At 64.2% G+C, this 15,484-nt stretch carries 14 protein-coding genes; 13 read left to right on the top strand and 1 reads right to left on the bottom strand.

Annotated features, from left to right (window positions below; translation table 11 throughout):
• The first annotated feature begins 60 nt into the window (after positions 1 to 60).
• The 13 genes from bchB (at position 61) to LOM8899_RS05790 (ending at position 14,531) form a co-directional block, all read left to right on the top strand.
• On the top strand, positions 61 to 1,629 hold the full coding sequence (gene bchB / locus LOM8899_RS05850; RefSeq protein ID WP_093991450.1) for a ferredoxin:protochlorophyllide reductase (ATP-dependent) subunit B: 1,569 nt from the start codon (positions 61 to 63) through the stop codon (positions 1,627 to 1,629).
• On the top strand, positions 1,619 to 5,170 hold the full coding sequence (locus LOM8899_RS05845; protein ID WP_093991150.1) for a magnesium chelatase subunit H: 3,552 nt from the start codon (positions 1,619 to 1,621) through the stop codon (positions 5,168 to 5,170). Before bchB ends, LOM8899_RS05845 begins: the two co-directional genes overlap by 11 nt.
• Before the next feature lie 109 nt (positions 5,171 to 5,279).
• Entirely contained in the window at positions 5,280 to 6,176 is an 897-nt protein-coding gene (gene bchL / locus LOM8899_RS05840; protein WP_093991149.1) for a ferredoxin:protochlorophyllide reductase (ATP-dependent) iron-sulfur ATP-binding protein, read from the top strand.
• 96 nt (positions 6,177 to 6,272) lie between these two features.
• Complete coding sequence (bchM, locus tag LOM8899_RS05835; RefSeq protein WP_093991148.1) at positions 6,273 to 6,965, top strand: magnesium protoporphyrin IX methyltransferase; 693 nt, start codon at positions 6,273 to 6,275, stop codon at positions 6,963 to 6,965.
• A complete protein-coding gene (locus LOM8899_RS05830; RefSeq protein WP_093991147.1) occupies positions 6,962 to 8,392 on the top strand; it encodes a PucC family protein in 1,431 nt (476 codons plus the stop codon). The genes bchM and LOM8899_RS05830 overlap by 4 nt, the downstream gene beginning before the upstream one ends.
• Positions 8,393 to 8,411: 19 nt before the next feature.
• Positions 8,412 to 9,185 (top strand): photosynthetic reaction center subunit H, encoded by a 774-nt coding sequence (gene puhA, locus LOM8899_RS05825; protein ID WP_093991146.1) that lies wholly within the window; start codon positions 8,412 to 8,414, stop codon positions 9,183 to 9,185.
• 69 nt (positions 9,186 to 9,254) lie between these two features.
• On the top strand, positions 9,255 to 9,899 hold the full coding sequence (puhB, locus tag LOM8899_RS05820; protein WP_093991145.1) for a photosynthetic complex putative assembly protein PuhB: 645 nt from the start codon (positions 9,255 to 9,257) through the stop codon (positions 9,897 to 9,899).
• An 11-nt stretch (positions 9,900 to 9,910) separates the two neighbouring features.
• The gene (gene puhC, locus LOM8899_RS05815; RefSeq protein ID WP_245820444.1) at positions 9,911 to 10,375 is read left to right on the top strand and encodes a photosynthetic complex assembly protein PuhC; all 465 of its coding nucleotides are present in this window, start codon (positions 9,911 to 9,913) and stop codon (positions 10,373 to 10,375) included.
• Positions 10,376 to 10,436: 61 nt separating this feature from the next.
• Positions 10,437 to 10,733: an O2-dependent cyclase accessory protein gene (locus LOM8899_RS05810; RefSeq protein ID WP_093991144.1), complete on the top strand. Its 297-nt coding sequence runs from the start codon at positions 10,437 to 10,439 to the stop codon at positions 10,731 to 10,733.
• Positions 10,730 to 11,872, top strand: coding sequence for a magnesium-protoporphyrin IX monomethyl ester (oxidative) cyclase (acsF, locus tag LOM8899_RS05805; RefSeq protein ID WP_093991143.1), 1,143 nt, complete (start codon positions 10,730 to 10,732; stop codon positions 11,870 to 11,872). Before LOM8899_RS05810 ends, acsF begins: the two co-directional genes overlap by 4 nt.
• Positions 11,873 to 11,960: 88 nt before the next feature.
• A complete protein-coding gene (gene puhE, locus LOM8899_RS05800; RefSeq protein WP_093991142.1) occupies positions 11,961 to 12,755 on the top strand; it encodes a putative photosynthetic complex assembly protein PuhE in 795 nt (264 codons plus the stop codon).
• A 1-nt stretch (position 12,756) separates the two neighbouring features.
• Entirely contained in the window at positions 12,757 to 13,971 is a 1,215-nt protein-coding gene (gene hemA, locus LOM8899_RS05795) for a 5-aminolevulinate synthase (RefSeq protein WP_093991141.1), read from the top strand.
• A gap of 119 nt (positions 13,972 to 14,090) precedes the next feature.
• Complete coding sequence (locus tag LOM8899_RS05790) at positions 14,091 to 14,531, top strand: c-type cytochrome (RefSeq protein WP_093991140.1); 441 nt, start codon at positions 14,091 to 14,093, stop codon at positions 14,529 to 14,531.
• 75 nt (positions 14,532 to 14,606) lie between these two features.
• Here LOM8899_RS05790 and LOM8899_RS05785 read toward each other — a convergent pair whose 3' ends face one another.
• A complete protein-coding gene (locus tag LOM8899_RS05785) occupies positions 14,607 to 15,437 on the bottom strand; it encodes a 3-oxoadipate:acetyl-CoA acetyltransferase (RefSeq protein ID WP_093991139.1) in 831 nt (276 codons plus the stop codon).
• Positions 15,438 to 15,484 lie beyond the last annotated feature (47 nt).

Raw genomic sequence — 15,484 nt, 5'->3', positions numbered from 1 at the left:
TCTTTTGGCCGCAAATACGGTTTGGGGGTCCGGGGGGCAAAGCGCCCCCGGCTGCCCGACATGAAGCTCACCGTCTGGACATACGAAGGCCCGCCCCATGTCGGGGCCATGCGCGTCGCCACCGCGATGAAGGGCCTGCACTATGTGCTGCACGCGCCGCAGGGCGACACCTATGCCGACCTGCTGTTCACCATGATCGAGCGGCGCAATCACCGCCCGCCGGTCAGCTACACCACCTTTCAGGCGCGGGATCTCGGGGCCGATACGGCCAACCTGTTCAAGACCGCCTGCAAGGAGGCGGTCGAGCGGTTCGATCCGCAAGCGATCATCGTCGGAGCCTCCTGCACGGCCGAGTTGATCCAGGATGACCCTGGCGGCATGGCCGAAACGATGGATCTGGGCATTCCGGTGATCCCGCTCGAACTGCCGTCCTACCAGCGCAAGGAAAACTTCGGCGCGGATGAGACGCTGTTTCAGATCGTGCGCACGCTCGCGCAGCCGCAAGAGCGGACCAGTCGCATAAGCTGCAACATTCTCGGGCCTACGGCGCTCGGCTTCCGGGCGCGCGACAATGTCGAAGAGATCACCGGCCTGCTGTCCGAGCTCGGAGTGCAGGTCAATGTGGTCGCACCCCTGAACGCCACGCCCGCCGATATTGCACGGTTGCCGGCGGCCCATTTCAACGTGTTGCTCTATCCGGAAACCGGCGAGGCGGCAGCCCGCTGGCTGGAGAAGACCCACGACCAGTCCTATACCAGCGTCCTGCCCATCGGCGTCGGCGGCACCCGCGACTTCATCGCGGAAATTGCGCGCCTTTCGGGCAAACCGGTCGCCCGTGACGAAAGCCGCCTTAGGCTGCCGTGGTGGTCATCGTCGGTGGACAGCACCTACCTCACCGGCAAGCGGGTGTTCCTGTTCGGGGACGGCAGTCACGTGATGGCGATGGCCCGCGTGGCGCGTGACGAGATGGGTTTCGAGGTTGTCGGCATGGGCTGCTACAATCGCGAAATGGCGAGGCCCCTGCGGGCCATGGCCAAGGACTACGGCGTCGCGCCGCTGATCACCGACGACTACCTCGAAGTCGAGGCTGCGATCGAGGCGGCCGCACCCGAGATGATCCTCGGCACTCAGATGGAGCGGCACATCGGCAAGCGTCTGGGTATTCCCTGCGCCGTGATCTCGGCCCCGGTGCACGTTCAGGATTTCCCGGCCCGCTATTCGCCGGTCATGGGATTCGAGGGCGCGAACGTGTTGTTCGACACCTTGATCCATCCCCTCGTGATGGGGTTGGAAGAGCACCTCTTGGCGATGTTCCGCGAGGATTTCGAGTTCCACGACGCAGCCGGCCCCTCGCACCATGGTGCCAAGGCGCAGGCGCGGGTGGATAGTGCGGATGCCTCCGGCGGGAGTTTGCCCGCCAAGATGAAGGACAACGGAGTGCCTTTGCCAGACGCGGTGACGGACGAGAACGTCGTCTGGCTGTCGGATGCCGAACGCGAACTGAAGAAGATCCCGTTCTTTGTGCGCGGCAAGGCGCGCCGCAATACCGAGACCTTCGCTATCGAGAAGGGCATCAACCAGATCAGCGTCGAGACGCTGTATGAGGCAAAGGCCCACTATGCGCGATGAGGTGATCCCAAAGCCCTACCGCGTGGTGATCCTCACGCTCGACAGCCACGCGGCCGGACCGGTGGAGCGTGTCGGCCAGAGCCTGGCCCGCGATTTCCCCGGTCTGCAGGTGCAGGTCTGTGCGGCCGGCGAATGGGGCGAGAACCCGACCGCTCTCGCCGAGGCTCAGACGGCAGTGTCCAATGGCGACCTGATCGTGGCGAACCTGCTCTTTCTGGAAGAGCATCTGAACGCCATCGTTCCGGCCTTGACCGTGCGCCGCGATCACTGTGATGCGCTGGTCGGCGTGATCGCCGACACAGCCATCGTCAAGCTGACCAAGATGGGCGATCTGGACATGGCCAAGCCGCAGTCGGCGGCGATGAAAGTGCTCAAATCCCTGCGTGGATCGGGCAAGCCTTCGGCCAGTTCCGGGGCCAAGCAGATGAAGACCCTGCGCCGCCTGCCCAAGATCCTGCGACTGATCCCGGGCAAGTCGCAAGACCTGCGTGCATGGTTCCTGACCATGCAATACTGGCTTGGCGGCTCGGACGAGAACATGGAGCAGATGCTCCGCTTTCTGATCGGCCGCTATTCCAGCCGGCCCGAGTTTCAGGGCGTAAAGGTCGAGGCCCCCGTCGAATACCCCGAAGTGGGGGTCTACCACCCCAAGCTGCCCGGCCATCATATCACCACCGATGCCGCTGCCCTGCCGCGCCCTGCGCAGCCGGTGGCGACCATCGGGTTGTTGATGCTTCGGTCCTATATCCTGTCCGGCGATACCGCTCATTACGATGCCGTCATCGCGGCATTCGAGGCAAAGGGAATGCGCGTCATCCCGGCTTTTGCGGGCGGCCTGAATGGTCAGCCCGCCATCGAAGCCTTCTTCATGGGCCAGGTCGATGCGATGGTCTCGCTCACCGGGTTCTCGCTGATCGGCGGCCCCGCCTATAACGACAGCGACGCTGCCGTCGCTTTGCTCAAGAAGCTCGATGTGCCGTATATCGCGGCTCAGCCGCTGGAGTTTCAGACGCTCGGTCAGTGGGCCGCCGACCCACAGGGCCTCGGCCCGATCGAGACGACCATGCTCGTTGCCCTGCCCGAGATTGACGGGGCGACCTGCCCCACGGTCTATGCCGGACGGCACGGGGCCGAGGGCTGTCAGGGGTGTGCGCGGATGTGCCAGAACATGGCCGCCAGCAAGACGATGGCCCCCTGCCACGAGCGGATCGAGAGCCTTGCCGAAAAGACCCTGCGCACGGCGACCCTGCGTCGCAAGCGCAATGCCGACAAGAAGGTCGGCGTGGTCCTGTTCGGCTTTCCGCCGAATGCGGGCGCCGTCGGCACCGCCGCCTATCTCAGCGTGTTCGAGAGCCTGTTCAACACGCTGACCCGGATGAAGGCCGAGGGCTATACGCTCGACGTGCCGGCAAGCGTTGACGATCTGCGCCACGCGATCCTCGACGGCAATGCCCGGCAGTTCGGCCAAGAGGCCAACGTGGCCGCCCATGTGGATGCCGATACCATCGTGCGCACCAGCGTTTCACTGAAGGAGATCGAGGCGGTATGGGGCCCTGCACCGGGCAAGGTGCAATCGGACGGGCGCGGGGTGTTCATCCTCGGCCATCAGTTCGGAAATGTCTTTGTCGGCGTGCAGCCGACCTTCGGCTATGAGGGCGACCCGATGCGGCTGCTCTTCGAGCGGGGCTTTGCGCCGACGCACGCTTTCGTCCAGTTCTACCAATGGATACGGGACAGCTTTCGCGCCGATGTGGTGTTGCATTTCGGGATGCACGGCGCGCTGGAATTCATGCCGGGCAAGCAGAACGGGCTTGGGGCGAATGATTGGCCGGACCGGCTGATCGGTGAGCTTCCGAACGTTTATCTTTATGCGGCGAACAATCCGTCGGAGGCGAGCCTTGCCAAGCGGCGTTCCGGCGCGGTGATGGTGTCGCATCTGACGCCGCCGCTCGCCTCGGCCGGGCTATACAAGGGGCTTCTGGAGCTCAGGGACACTCTGACCCGCTGGCGCAGCATGCGGCAGGACGACGCCGGGCGGCCCGAGATGGAACAACTGATCCGCGATCAGGCTGCGGCTGTCGATCTGGACTCCTCCGATCTCTCGACGCTCTGGCTTCAACTTCAGGAAACGGAAGGGGCATTGATCCCGGACGGGTTGCATGTCGTGGGCACCTCGATGTCGGCCGAGGTTCGGGCCGAGATGGTCGGGTTGATGCCGCAGGACGATGCCAAGGCGCTGGAGCGGGCCGATGCGATGCTGTCCGAGGATCACGAACTGCCGGCGCTGATGCGGGCCTTGTCCGCGCATTACATCGCGCCGGTGCCGGGCGGCGATCTGATCCGCAGCCCGAATATCCTGCCGACCGGGCGCAACATCCATGCCTTCGATCCGTTCCGTATGCCGACGGCCTATGCGATGCGCGACGGTGCGGCGCAGGCGCAACTGTTGATCGACACGCCAAAGGAGATGCCGCGGACCGTGGCGCTGGTGCTCTGGGGGTCTGACAACATCAAATCGGACGGCGTCCCGATTGCGCAGGCGCTGACGCTGATGGGGGCCAAGCCGCGCTTTGACGGCTATGGCAGGCTTTGCGGGGCCGATCTGGTGCCGCTGGCCGAGTTGGGCCGCGCCCGGATCGACGTGGTCATGACCTTGTCTGGGATCTTCCGCGATCTGTTGCCGCTGCAAACCCGTATGCTGGCGGAAGCCGCGCTTAAATGTGCGATGGCCGACGAGCCCGCCGAGATGAATTACATCCGCGCCCACGCGATGGCCTATGCGGCCAAGACGGGCTGCGACATGGAAACCGCGGCACTGCGGGTGTTCTCGAATGCCGAAGGGGCCTACGGGTCGAACGTGAATTCCTTGGTCGACAGTTCCGCCTTCGGGGACGAGGACGAGCTGGCCGATGCCTATCAGGCGCGCAAGAGCTTTGCCTACGGGGTGAACGGCAAGGCCGCCTCGAATGCGGACCTGCTGCAAAGCACGTTGCGGGACGTGGACCTGGCCTATCAGAACCTCGAGTCGATCGAGTTGGGCGTGACCACGGTCGACCACTACTTCGACACGCTCGGTGGGATCGCCCGGGCGGTGAAGCGGGCCAAGGGTGGCGTCAGCGCGCCGGTCTACATCGGGGACCAGACCCGCGGGGCGGCCAAGGTGCGGACGCTTCAGGCGCAGGTGGCGCTGGAGACCCGTGCGCGCAGCCTGAACCCGAAATTCTACGAGAGCCTGCTCAAGCATGGCCACGAAGGCGTGCGCCAGATCGAGGCGCATATCACCAACACGATGGGCTGGTCGGCGACCACGGGCGAAGTGGAACCCTGGGTCTATCAGCGCCTGTCGGAGACATTCGTTCTCGATGCCGAATTGCGCGAGCGTCTGGCCCGGCTGAACCCTCAGGCGTCGATGCGGATGGCCAATCGCCTTCTGGAGGCGTCGGACCGCGCCTATTGGAGCCCGAACCCGGAGATGCTGGCGGCGCTGCAGGATGCTGCCGACGCGATCGAGGACCGCATGGAAGGGGTGGCCGCAGAATGACCGGACCTCTGGATCAATTCGACCTGCGGACCGGGGCGCTGCCCCGGACCCCGGGATATTTTGGACCCAAAGAAGATGGGGATCGCTCCCCGATGGAAAGGAGGCTCTCATGAGCCCCAGAGACGAGATACCGAACCTGCGCGGCCAGGATGGCGAAGGCTCTGTGCAGGTCCATCAGGACGACAGCATGAAGATCGACGGGGCCAAGGTCTTTGCCGTCTATGGCAAGGGTGGCATCGGCAAGTCGACGACCTCGTCGAACCTTTCGGCAGCGTTTTCGATGCTGGGCAAGCGCGTGCTGCAGATCGGTTGCGATCCCAAGCACGACAGCACCTTTACCCTGACAGGCAGCCTTGTGCCGACGGTGATCGACATTCTCAAGGAGGTGGATTTCCATGCCGAGGAATTGCGCCCGGAGGATTTCATCTTTGACGGGTTCAACGGAGTAAAATGTGTCGAGGCGGGCGGCCCCCCTGCGGGCACGGGTTGCGGCGGCTATGTCGTCGGACAGACGGTCAAGCTGCTCAAGCAGCATCATCTGCTGGAAGACACCGATGTGGTCATCTTCGACGTGTTGGGTGACGTGGTTTGCGGAGGCTTTGCCGCCCCGTTGCAGCATGCCGACCGGGCGCTGATCGTCACCGCCAACGATTTCGACAGCATCTATGCGATGAACCGGATCATCGCCGCCGTGCAGGCCAAGTCGAGCAACTACAAGGTCCGCCTTGCGGGTTGCGTCGCCAATCGCAGCAAGGCCACCGACGAGGTCGACCGCTATTGCGCCACCGTCGGTTTCAACCGGATCGCCCATATGCCCGATCTGGATGCCATTCGCCGCTCGCGCCTCAAGAAGAAGACCCTCTTCGAGATGCCCGACGACGAGGAGGTGGTGCAGGTCCGCAAGGAATACATCCGCCTCGCGGAGACGCTCTGGAACGGCACCGAGCCGCTGGCGCCTGCGCCGTTGCCCGACCGCGATATCTTTGAACTTCTGGGGTTTGATTGATGATCAAGCGTTCCGCACAATCCAACCGGGTGCCGCTTTCGGCGTTTGCAGGCAACCGCCTGTCGCGCACGCAGCGCCTCGATAGGAGGCGCTGAAATGTCCGCCTATGCCACCACTTTGACCCGGGTCGAGGATTACTTCGACCGCTCGGCCACCACCGTCTGGGAGCGTCTGACCTCTGACGCCCCGGTGTCGGGGGTGCGGGCCACGGTGCGTGCCGGCCGGGACAAGATGCGGGCTCTGATGCTCGATCAGGTGCCCGCCGATCTGACCGGTCTGCGCATTCTGGATGCCGGTTGCGGCACGGGGGCGATGGCGGTGGAGCTGGCGGCCCGTGGCGCGGATGTGCTGGCCATCGACATCTCGCCCGCGCTGGTCGAGATCGCGCAGAAGCGCATGCCGGAGGGGCTGGCCGGCAGGATCGACTGGCGCTCGGGCGATATGACCGACCCGGCGCTGGGCCAGTTCGACCATGCGCTCGCGATGGATTCGATGATCTATTACACCTCGAATGATCTGGCGCAGATCATGGGGCGGATGACCCCGCGTCTGTCCGGGAAGTTCGTGTTCACACTCGCCCCGCGCACGCCGCTGCTGATGGCGATGTTCCGCATCGGCAAGCTGTTCCCGCGCAAGGATCGGTCGCCGGTCATGATCCCGCATGCCTCCAAGGATGTGCAGCGGGCGATTCATGACACCGGCCTCGCCGGGCATCTGGCCGATGTCGGCCGGGTCAACTCGGGCTTCTACATCTCGAACGCGTTCACTTTCGAAAGCCAAAGGCCATGATCTTTCGCGCCAATCTGCTCAAGACCCTGACGTCGAAGGCGCTGCCCTTTGCCGATGCGGCGAGCGAGGGGCTGCCGCTCAAGCAATTGCTGCGGCTGGCGCTGTTCCAGATCAGCGTGGGCATGGCCGGGGTCATGCTGCTTGGCACGCTCAACCGGGTGATGATCGTCGAGCTTTCGGTTCAGGCGAGCATCGTGGCCGGGATGATCGCGATCCCGGTGCTGATCGCCCCGTTCCGGGCGATCCTCGGATTTCAGTCCGACAACTACCGCTCCGCCATCGGGTGGAAGCGGGTGCCCTACCTTTGGTTCGGCACCATGTGGCAATTCGGCGGTCTGGCGATCATGCCGATGGCGCTTCTGGTGCTGGCCGGTGACAGCGCCATCGACGCTACGGGGATCGGACAGGTGGCCGCTGCGGTGGCGTTCCTGCTGACCGGGCTCGGGATGCACATGACGCAGACCGCGGGCCTCGCGCTGGCGGCGGATCGGGCCTCGGACGACACCCGGACCAAGGTCGTGTCGCTGCTCTACGTGATGTATCTCCTGGGGATGGCGTTCTCCGCGCTGATCATCGGGACGCTGCTGAGCGATTACTCGGCGCTGCGGCTGGTGCAGGTGGTGCAGGGGGCGGCGGTCGTGACCCTGCTCCTGAACGTGATCGCCCTGTGGAAGCAGGAAAAGCTCTCGCCGATGAGCAAGGCGGAGCGGACCGCGCCAAAGCCGGTCTTCTTCACCGCATGGGCGGATTTCTCGCGTGAGAACGACGTCGTGCGGTTGGTGACGGTGGTGTTCCTCGGAACGCTGGCGTTCAACATGCAGGACGTGCTGCTCGAACCCTACGGCGGCGAGATTCTCGGGCTGTCGGTCTCGGCCACCACCTTGCTGACGGCGATGTGGGCAGGCGGGGCACTGATCGGTCTGGCACTGGCCGCGCGGTGGTTGAGCAAGGGGCATGATCCCTACCGGCTGTGCGGGCGCGGCATCCTGTTCGGGATCGTGGCCTTCGCGGCGGTGATCTTTTCCTCGCCGCTCAATTCGCCCGTGCTGTTCTTTGCAGGGGCCGGGCTCATCGGGCTCGGCTCCGGCCTGTTTGCGGTCTCCACTCTCACCGCCGCGATGACCGTCCCGGTCAGCGGTGCGGCGGGGCGCGGGCTCGCGCTGGGCGTCTGGGGGGCCGCGCAGGCCACCGGCGCCGGCATATCGATCTTCATCGGGGGCACCGTGCGTGACCTCGTCAATCATGCCGCAGGGAACGGCATGCTCGGAGAGGCGCTCGCCACGCCTGCCACCGGCTACTCGGTCGTCTACCACACCGAGATCGGCCTTCTGTTCATCACCCTCATCGCCCTTGGGCCGCTCGTGCGGACCACGGCATTGACGACGCGGGAATCGGTCAAGCTCGAGCTGACCGAATTCCCGACCTGACCAAAGGAGGACAATAGTCATGGTCGGCAACACATTCTTCGGGGATTTTGATCTGGCGAGCGCAGCAATCTGGATGTTCTGGATTTTCTTCGCCGGGCTGGTCTACTACCTGCAAACCGAGAACATGCGCGAAGGCTATCCGCTGGTCGACGACGACGGCGACGCCTCTGCCAATCAGGGGCCGTTCCCTGTGCCGGGGGACAAGACGTTCACCCTGCCGCATGGGCGGGGCGAGCTGACGGTACCCTCGGGGCAGCGCGGCGACAGGGCCGATCTGGCGCTGGCGCGAACCTCGGTCTCGAACGGCGCACCCTATGTGCCCACCGGCAATCCGATGGTCGACGGTGTTGGCCCGGCGGCTTGGGCGCCGCGGCGCGACGTGCCGGAACTCGACGGGCATGGCCATGCCAAGATCCGACCGATGTCGACGCTGCCCGATTTCAGGCACTCTGCCGGGCGCGATCCGCGCGGCAAGGCCGTGGTGGCCGGAGACGGCGAGGTCATGGGCCGGATCACCGACATGTGGGTCGATGTGCCGGAAAGCATGGTGCGCTTCCTGTCGATGGACATGAACCCCGAAGGCACCGGCCAGACCCGGCTGATCCCGATCAACATGTGCCGGATCGGGTCTGACAGAGTGACCGTGCGCTCGCTCTACAGCCACAACTTCGCGGACATTCCGACGACCAGAAAGGCCGACGAGATCACGCTCCTCGAAGAGGAAAAGATCATGGCCTACTTCGCCGGCGGCACGCTCTATGCCACGCCGGAGCGGACCGGCCCGCAACTGTAAATCCGCCGACTGTCGTCCCCGGCTCAGCCAGCCGGGGACGCGCGAAACGAGACGACAAGGGAACCTGCCATGAGCCATGACGATTTCAAAGTTGAACCCATTCGCGGCCTGCCAGAGCGGTTGCCCGAGGGAGAGCACATTCTCTGGCAGGGAAGCCCGCTGCCCGGTCGTCTGGCACGCGAAGCGATGGGGCTGCACTGGATCGCCGGATACTTCGTGCTGCTGATCATCTGGCGGGTCGGCGTGTCGTCGACGCAGTTTCCACTGTCGGTGGCGCTGGGCCATGCGATCCCCTTCGTGGTGATCGGGCTGGTGTCTTGCGGGATGATCTACGGGCTGGCGACGATTCAGGCGCGGTCGGCCGTCTATACGCTCACGAACAAGAGGGTGGCGATGCGGATCGGGGCGGCGCTGACCATGACGCTGAACCTGCCCTACACCCAGATCGGCAACGCTCAGCTGGATCTGCGCAAGGGCGGCACCGGCACCTTGGCGTTCGAGCTGATCGGTGACGTCCGGCTCAGCTATGCCATGACATGGCCGCACATCCGGCCGTGGCGGATGGCGCATACCCAGCCAGCTCTGCGCTGCATCCCGGACGCCGCCAATGTCGCCCGGATCTTTGCCGAGGCCGCAGAGACGCGGGTCGCGGAACCCAAGGTCGAGCGTCTGGATGCAGACACCACGGGCGGCACCGCCGTCGCAGCAGAATAGGAGGCACCGCCATGCCAACCTTCAATCAAGGCATCCCGATGAAGCACGCAGCCGAAGAGATGGTGCCACGGCCGCTGGTCTACGCCATGTTCGCGCTGATGCTCGGGGCGGTCGGGCTCGTCGGCTATGCGCAACTGTCGGGAATGCCGAAGGTCGGTGTGCTCGCAGAAGCGCCGATCGTGCAAGAGCGGTCCGTTGTGCTCCTAGGAGATCGAAACGGGGCCTATGTGGTCACCGATACCACGGGGACGGTGATCGCCGCCTCATCGGACGAGAAATCCGGGTTCATCGGGGTCGTCGGCATGGTGATCAAGCGCGAGCGGCACACGCTGGGGCTCGCTCCGGACGCGCCGGTGCGGATTGCACGGCGGGGCAACGGCAACATCTCGATTATCGACGACAGCTCCGGGCTGACGGTCGAACTGATCGGCTACGGGGCGGACAACGTCGCCGCCTTTGGCAATCTCTTGAACTGAAGATCCGAATGACACCGCGGCGGACCAGCCATCCAGCCGCTTGAACCGAAAGGGAACGAACATGGGACTGGTATTCAGAGAAACAGAGACGGCGCCCTGCACCGTCACGGTGAGCCACCGTTTTGAGGAGCTGTCGGCGCATGTGCGGTTCGACAACGGGGCCGTGGTCTATCCGGGCGACACCGTGCAGGTCCAGGGGCCGGAAATCATGGCGCCCTACGGCGAACTGGTCGAGGAAAAGCGGCTCGCGACGATCACCCGCGCCTCCCGGCTGGAGCGTATGTGGACTCGCGCCACGGGCGATTTCGAATTCATGGAACTCTGCGAGTTCTCATTCTCCGAAGAGGTGATGTCATGAACGCCCATTCCCGCGACAACGAAGCGCTGCATTCCTCGACCGCCGCGACCGCCGAAGAGGCGATTGCGCGGCAGGAGGCGCTGCCGCCGCTGACCAACGAAGAGGCCACCAATGTGGCGATGCAGAACACGCTGCTGACGCCGCGGTTCTACACCACCGATTTCGACGAGATGGACGCCATCGACGTGACACCCGTCCGCGCCGAATGGGACGTGCTGATCGCCCAGATGAAGGCCGACCCTAACAAGGGGCACTTCAAAAAGAACGAAGACTGGGACACCGTCGACTGGGACGGCATGGAGCCGAAGCTCAAGGCCGAGTTCATCGACTTTCTGATCTCGTCCTGCACCGCCGAATTCTCGGGCTGCGTTCTGTACAAGGAGATGAAGCGGCGCGGCTCGAATGAGGATATCACGACGCTGTTTCAACTGATGGCGCGGGATGAGGCGCGGCATGCGGGCTTTATCAACGATGCACTGCGCGAAGCGGGGATCGCGGTGAACCTCGGGTTTCTGACGCAGGCCAAGAAATATACCTATTTCCGGCCCAAGTTCATCTACTACGCCACCTACCTGTCGGAAAAGATCGGCTATGCGCGGTATATCACCATCTACCGGCATCTGGAGCAGCATCCCGAGATGCGGTTCCACCCGATCTTCAAGTGGTTCAAGGAATGGTGCAACGACGAGTTCAGCCACGGTGAAGCCTTTGCGCTGCTGCTCAAGACCGATCCCAAGCTGACGACGAGCTTTGCCAACAAGCTGTGGATCAAGTTCTTTCTGACGGCCGTGTTCTCGACCATGTGGGTGCGCGATCACCAGCGGCCCGCGTTCCACGAGGCGCTGGGCGTCGATCCCAAGTGGTATGCGCAGGAAGTGTTCCGCAAGACCTCCGACATCAGCTGTCAAGTGTTTCCGATGATGCTGGATATCGACCACCCGCGCTGGGTCAAGAACCTGAACCGGATGGAGGCCGCGAACGTGGCCATCGCCAAGGGTCGCAAAGCCGGAGGTGTGGGGGGCTGGTTGACCCGTATGGGCGGCTCTGCCCGCGCGGCGCTGGCGTTTGCATCGTTGCTGACGATCCCGGCGATCTCCAGCGAAGTGCCGGACAATCCCCGGATGGAGCCCGTCTACTAGACCCGACGCGTAGGGGGGCTCTGCCCCCCCGGCTGCGCCTCCCCCCGGGATATTTTCGACCCAAAGAAGCAAAGGACACATTCGCCAGATGACCCAAACCCTGCTCCCTGTCGTGGCGGCGATCTTTGTCTGGTGGTTTGCCACCGGCGCGATCCTGCTGGCGGTGCGCTGGGCGGATCGGTTGGGCGGGCCTGCCCACGGCATGGTGCTCTTGGGCGGTGTGCCGTTGTTGGCTCTTGGCGTGGCGGGGATCATTACCTCGCTGGGCGAGGCCGGACTGTGGGGCGTCTATGCCGGATTTCTCGGGGCGCTGGCGATTTGGGGCTGGATCGAGATGGCCTTCCTGACGGGCATCGTCGTGGGCTCCGAAACCCGCGACTGTCCTGCCGGCCTGTCGGGGTGGCGACGTTTCGTCCGGGCCTGGAATACCGTCTGGCACCATGAGGTCGCGTTGCTTCTGGGGCTTCTCGGCGTGGTGTTGGCGACCTCCGGCGGCGCCAATCAGGTCGCGCTCTGGACCTATCTGATTCTGTTTGCCGCCCGAATCTCCGCCAAGCTGAACCTGTTTCTCGGCGTGCCGCGGATCAATCTGGAGTTCGTTCCGATCCGCTTGAGCCATCTCAAGAGCTACTTCCGCCGCGGTCCGATCACGGTGGCCTTCCCGATCTCGATCACGTTGCTCAGCCTGTCGGTGGCCTGCTTTGTCGAGCGCCTCGTCGCCGCCGATACCGCCGCCGGGCAGATCGAATTTGCATTGCTCACGGCCCTGACCGCGCTGGCCTTGTTGGAACATTGGTTGATGGTCGTTCCCTTGCCTGACGCGAAACTCTGGCGCTGGATGTTGCCTGCGCCCAAAAACCTGCCTCAAGAAGAAAGACACTGACATGAATTTCGATGCCCTTTTCAACGAACAGCTCGACGGCCTGAAGGCAGACGGCAACTATCGCTATTTCGCCGAGCTGGAGCGCTCTTGCGGCAAATTTCCCAAGGCGGCCAATCACGGGACCGACGGGGTTCGCGACGTCACCGTCTGGTGCTCGAACGACTACCTCGGGATGGGCCAGCACCCCAAGGTGATCGCCGCCATGTGCGAGGCGGTCGAGCGGACCGGCACCGGGGCGGGCGGCACGCGCAATATCTCGGGCACCAACCATGACCACCTGCTCCTCGAGCGGGAGTTGGCGGACCTGCATGGCAAGGAGGCGGCCCTCCTGTTCACCTCCGGCTACGTGTCCAACTGGGCGGCGCTCAGCACTCTGGGCAGCCGGATCAAGGATTGCGTGATCCTGTCGGACGCGGGCAACCATGCTTCGATGATCGAAGGCATCCGGCACAGCCGTGCCACCAAGGTGATCTGGAAGCACAACGACGTGGCCGATCTGGAGGCGAAGCTGGCGGCATTGCCCGCCGATGTGCCCAAGATCGTCGCCTTCGAGAGCGTCTATTCGATGGATGGCGACGTGGCCCCGATTCGCGCCATCGTCGATGTGGCCGAGAAATACGGGGCGATGACCTATCTCGACGAGGTGCACGCCGTGGGGATGTACGGCCCGCGCGGCGGGGGCGTGTCCGAGCGGGAAGGCGTTGCCGACAGGATCACCCTGATCGAAGGGACGCTGGGCAAGGCCTTTGGCGTGGTCGGCGGCTATATCACCGGCTCCGCTGCGCTCTGCGATTTCATCCGGTCCTTTGCCTCGGGTTTCATCTTTACGACGGCGCTGCCGCCGGCGGTGGCCGCGGCGGCCCGGGTGTCGATCGCGCACCTCAAGGAGAGCGAGATGGAGCGGGCCGGCCAACGGCGTCAGGTAGCGCGGCTGCGGGCGGCGCTGGACCGGGCGGGCATCCCGCATATGCGCAACGAAAGCCATATCGTGCCGGTGCTGATCAAGGACCCGGTCAAGACACGGATGCTGGCCGACTATCTGATGCGCGAATGGGATATCTATGTGCAGCCGATCAACTATCCCACCGTGCCAAAGGGGACGGAGCGGCTGCGGTTCACCCCGTCGCCGCTGCATTCTGACGCAGACATCGACTATCTCGTTGCCGCTTTGGGGGCGTTGTGGAAACAATGCGCCATCGCCCATGCCGTTGCCTAAGCGGAATCCGGGCCTTTCACGCAATTTGCAGTGATGGGGCTGGACCCAAGCAGCGGAAAGACTATCTTTCGCTTCGACTGGGGCTCACGGTCGCACCATCAATCTAAAGGGAGATACCCATGAAACATCTGACACTGGCCGCCGCAATGGCGCTACTGTCGGCACCGGCTTTCGCAGACGGCCACGCCTCTGGAGATGCAGCCGCCGGCGAAGAGCAGTTCAACCGCCAATGCGTTGCTTGCCACGTCGTCGTGAACGACGCCGGTGAAACGCTGGCCGGACGCAACGCGCGCACGGGCCCAAACCTGTATAACCTGACCGGTCGTGGCATCGCCATGCATCCCGATTTCGCCTATGGCGACGCTCTGGTCGAAGTCGGCCAGATGGACGGCATGACATGGTCCGAAGAGAACTTCGTGGCCTATGTTCAGGACCCGACCGGCTGGCTGCGCGAAACGCTCGACAACCGTCGCGCACGCGGCAAGATGGCCTACCAGGTCCGCGCTGAAGAAGACGCGCTGAACCTCTACGCCTATCTGGCGACATTCGCCGCCGAATAAGGCGCGCGCACTTCATGAAAATGGCCGCCGGTCCGCCCGGCGGCCTTTTTGTTTGCAGCTCTGCAAATATCTGGGTCAGGCGGCGCGAAGGCCGAGGATCTCTCTTGCCTGCTGCCATGTCGCGACAGGGCGCTCGTATTTCTCGCACAGATCGACGGCCCGCTGCACGAGGGCGGCATTTGACGGGGCCAAGGTCTCGCGGTCGATGCGCATGTTGTCCTCAAGGCCGGTGCGGGTATGCCCGCCTGCGGCAATCGCCCATTCGTTGACGACGATCTGGCCGGGGCCGACGCCGGCGGCGCACCACTCGGCCTCGGGGGCGAGGCGCTCCATCGTGCGGACGTAATAGTCGAACACATCGCGGTCCACCGGCATCGCGTTCTTCACGCCCATGACGAACTGGACATAGAGCTTGCCGGGTAGCTGCCCGGCCTTGTGGCGGGCAACGGCCTGATGGATGTGGCTCAGGTCAAAGGCTTCGACCTCGGGGGTCACGTCGTATTTGGTCATCTCGGCGGCGAGCCAGTCGACCAGATCGGGCGGGTTCTCGTAGACGCGGGTGGGAAAGTTGTTCGACCCGACGGACAGCGACGCCATCTCGGGGCGCAGGGGCAACATCCCGCCGCGCTCGGCACCTGCGCCAGAGCGTCCGCCGGTGGAAAGCTGCACGATCATGCCGGGGCAATGAGCCTCGATACCCTCCTTGAGGCGGGCGAAACGCTCGGGATCGGAGGTCGGTTTGCCCTCGTCGTCGCGGACATGGCAATGGGCGATGCTGGCACCTGCCTCGAACGCCTCGTGGGTGCTCTCGATCTGCTCCGGCACGGTGATCGGAACGGCCGGGTTGTTGGCCTTGGTCGGCACACTGCCCGTGATGGCAACGCAAATGATGCAGGGTTTGGTCATGCTGAGATCCTCCGTATCGCAATGTGCACGGCGGAACGGTCAGGGGC

Source organism: Flavimaricola marinus (genome assembly GCF_900184895.1).
Classification (GTDB): domain Bacteria; phylum Pseudomonadota; class Alphaproteobacteria; order Rhodobacterales; family Rhodobacteraceae; genus Flavimaricola; species Flavimaricola marinus.
Note: the sequence above shows the minus strand (reverse complement) of the source record. Positions and strands in the feature narration are given on the sequence as shown.

Excerpts from the sequence above, each read along its gene's own strand:
- LOM8899_RS05845 (WP_093991150.1), top strand. The coding sequence starts at position 1,619 with ATGCGCGATGAGGTGATCCCAAAGCCCTACCGCGTGGTGATCCTCACG.
- LOM8899_RS05810 (WP_093991144.1), top strand. The coding sequence starts at position 10,437 with ATGGGACTGGTATTCAGAGAAACAGAGACGGCGCCCTGCACCGTCACG.
- puhA (WP_093991146.1), top strand. The coding sequence starts at position 8,412 with ATGGTCGGCAACACATTCTTCGGGGATTTTGATCTGGCGAGCGCAGCA.
- puhC (WP_245820444.1), top strand. The coding sequence starts at position 9,911 with ATGCCAACCTTCAATCAAGGCATCCCGATGAAGCACGCAGCCGAAGAG.
- LOM8899_RS05785 (WP_093991139.1), bottom strand. The coding sequence starts at position 15,437 with ATGACCAAACCCTGCATCATTTGCGTTGCCATCACGGGCAGTGTGCCG.
- puhE (WP_093991142.1), top strand. The coding sequence starts at position 11,961 with ATGACCCAAACCCTGCTCCCTGTCGTGGCGGCGATCTTTGTCTGGTGG.
- acsF (WP_093991143.1), top strand. The coding sequence starts at position 10,730 with ATGAACGCCCATTCCCGCGACAACGAAGCGCTGCATTCCTCGACCGCC.
- bchB (WP_093991450.1), top strand. The coding sequence starts at position 61 with ATGAAGCTCACCGTCTGGACATACGAAGGCCCGCCCCATGTCGGGGCC.
- puhB (WP_093991145.1), top strand. The coding sequence starts at position 9,255 with ATGAGCCATGACGATTTCAAAGTTGAACCCATTCGCGGCCTGCCAGAG.
- bchM (WP_093991148.1), top strand. The coding sequence starts at position 6,273 with ATGTCCGCCTATGCCACCACTTTGACCCGGGTCGAGGATTACTTCGAC.
- LOM8899_RS05830 (WP_093991147.1), top strand. The coding sequence starts at position 6,962 with ATGATCTTTCGCGCCAATCTGCTCAAGACCCTGACGTCGAAGGCGCTG.
- LOM8899_RS05790 (WP_093991140.1), top strand. The coding sequence starts at position 14,091 with ATGAAACATCTGACACTGGCCGCCGCAATGGCGCTACTGTCGGCACCG.
- bchL (WP_093991149.1), top strand. The coding sequence starts at position 5,280 with ATGAGCCCCAGAGACGAGATACCGAACCTGCGCGGCCAGGATGGCGAA.
- hemA (WP_093991141.1), top strand. The coding sequence starts at position 12,757 with ATGAATTTCGATGCCCTTTTCAACGAACAGCTCGACGGCCTGAAGGCA.